2 protein-coding genes are annotated in these 2,602 nt (G+C 69.8%); both read left to right on the forward strand.

Features of this window, described 5'->3' with window-relative positions:
* Positions 1-159: 159 nt before the first annotated feature.
* Complete coding sequence (locus tag HR086_RS46180) at positions 160-657, forward strand: helix-turn-helix domain-containing protein (RefSeq protein WP_174457386.1); 498 nt, start codon at positions 160-162, stop codon at positions 655-657.
* A partial coding sequence (locus HR086_RS46185) for a VIT domain-containing protein (RefSeq protein ID WP_174468842.1) occupies positions 654-2,602 on the forward strand: 1,949 nt, incomplete at its 3' end. The genes HR086_RS46180 and HR086_RS46185, both read left to right, overlap by 4 nt.

Raw genomic sequence — 2,602 nt, forward strand, 5'->3', positions numbered from 1 at the left:
CCCCTCGGCCCCCTCCTCACCCCTCGAACTCGACAGTCTATCTCGACACTCGAACCGCTCATTCCGACACCGACCTACCCGGACATCTCGACACCACCCTCGCGAATACTCGACACTGACGACTTGACACTGACAGTGTCGAGTCATACTGTCTGAGTCGTGAACACGCGGAAGACACAGAGCGAGTGGAAGCTGGCGGAGCTGGCCGAGGAGGCGGGCGTCTCGCCACGCACGGTGCGCTACTACGTCCAGCGGGGTCTGCTCCCCGCGCCGCCCTTTCGGGGGCCGGACACCGTGTATGGCGAGGAGCACGTCATACGACTCAAGGCCATCCGGGTCCTCCAGGCACGGTTCCTCCCCTTGGATGCCATCCAGGTGGAGCTCCAGCGCCTGTCGCTCGACGAGCTGCGCAAGCTCGCCGAGTCGGACGTCACCCCGACTCCGCCCACGTACGGGCCGACGAGCCTCACCGATTCACAAATCGTGGCACCGCCGGCCACCGGCCCGCGTCCCACGACGACGACACGCTACCAGCGCTGGGAGCTCATCCCCGGTCTGGAGCTGCATGTGGCGGATACAGCGGATGCCAAGGTTCGAGCCCTCGCCGAGCGCGTACGGGCCCTCATCGAAGAGTTCCAGGACAAGGAGAAGCCATGACGAAAGAGCATGCAGGGCTGTTCACTCGCGAGGGCGCGCAGGTTCCCCTTCAGGGCGTCGAAGTCACGGGTGAGCTGCTCGGCGGACATGCGCGCGTGCGCGTGCGCCAGCGCTACCGCAACGACGAGCCCCGCCCCATCGAAGCCGTCTACACCTTTCCCCTTCCGTCCGATGGCACCCTCTCCGCCTTCTCCATGACGTGCGCGGGCCGCCGCGTCGAAGGCATCGTCAAGGAGCGCGAGGAGGCCTTCCGCGCCTATGACGACGCCGTCACCGCGGGCCATGGCGCCGCCCTGCTCGACGAGGAGCGCTCCAACGTCTTCACCGCCCAGGTGGGCAACCTCCTCCCCAACGAGGAGACCATCGTCGAGGTGGAGTTCCTCCAGGCCGTCACCGCCGAGGAAGGCAGCGTCCGGTGGATGCTCCCCACGCTCGTCGCCCCGCGCTACATCCCCGGCAAGCCCGCCGGAGACCGCACCGGCCACGGCAGCGCCGAGCCCACGCCGCGCGTCCCCGACGCGGACCGCATCTCTCCTCCCATCGGCCAGGTGCAGTACGGCCTGCGCATGGACCTGCTCGTCGACCTGGGCCGCGAGGTCATCGTCGAGAGCCCCTCGCACGCCATCACCGTCACCCGCGAGAGCGGCACCCGCGCCCGCGTGAGCTTCTCTCGCGGCGAGGTGTCCCTGGACCGCGACCTGGTCCTCTCCCTGCGCAGCTCCGACACGAGCGCCGTCTTCACCCCGCTCGCCACGCACCGCAAGGGCGACAAGCCCGGCACGTTCGCCCTCACCGTGGTGCCCGACCTCCTGGGCATGGCCTCCGCGCCCCCCAAGCAGGAGGTCATCTTCCTGGTGGACGTCTCCGGCTCCATGGACGGCGACAGCCTGCCCCAGGCCCAGGCCGCGCTCCGGCTCTGCTTGCGACACCTGCGCGAAGGCGACCGCTTCAACGTCATCGCCTTCGAGAGTTCCTTCCACTCCTTCCAGCCCCTGCCCGTGCCCTTCACCCAGCGCATGCTGGAAGAGGCGGACCGGTGGGTGGCTGCGCTCCGGGCCGGCGGCGGAACGGAGCTGCTCGGGCCTATGCAGACCGCCGCTCGCACCGCGCCGGACGGCGTGCTCGTGCTCTTGACGGACGGACAGGTGGGCAACGAGGACGAAATCCTCCGCGCCGTGCTCGCCGAGCGGAAGTCGGCGCGCGTGTATTCATTCGGCATCGGCACCAACGTCAGCGATGCCCTGCTGCGCGACATGGCGAAGCAGACCGGCGGCGACGTGGAGTTCATCCACCCCGGCGAGCGCATCGACGACAAGGTCGTCGCCCAGTTCTCCCGCGCGCTCGCGCCGCGCATCACTGAACTCCAGGTCTACTTCGACGGCGTCGAGGGCACGGAGCTGGCCCCCGGCGAGCTGCCTCCCATGGTCGACGGCATGCCCTGGACGCTCCTGGGCCGCTACCCCACGCCAGGCACCGGCAAGGTGACGCTGCGGGGCCGCTCGGGCCGCGAGCCCTTCGCGCTCACCGTTCGCGTGGACTTTCCCGCCGAGTCGGACCGTCCCGCCGTGGAGAAGTTGTGGGCCGCCGAGCGCATCAAGGGCTGGGAGGCCGCGAGCCTCACCGGCCGCCGCGCCGACTCCATGAAGAAGCGCATCGTCGAGCTCGCCGTCGAGCACCAGATTGTCACGCGCTACACGTCCTTCGTCGTCGTGGAGGAGCGCACCGGTGACAGGCGCGCCTCGGGCCAGCCGGAGACGCGCGTCGTCCCGGTGAATGCGCCCGCGGGCTGGGCCATGTTCGGCACGCAGAAGCACGAAGAGGCCGAGGTCGCTCCCATCATCCAGCGCCCCGGTGCGCGAAGCCGGGGTGGTAGCGCACCCGTGGCCGCGGGGCCCCCGTCGAGGCAGGCTCCCGCTCACGCCGTCATGGCTTCCGCCGGCGGACC

This window comes from Myxococcus sp. CA039A (genome assembly GCF_013336645.1).
GTDB classification, from domain to species: domain Bacteria; phylum Myxococcota; class Myxococcia; order Myxococcales; family Myxococcaceae; genus Myxococcus; species Myxococcus llanfairpwllgwyngyllgogerychwyrndrobwllllantysiliogogogochensis.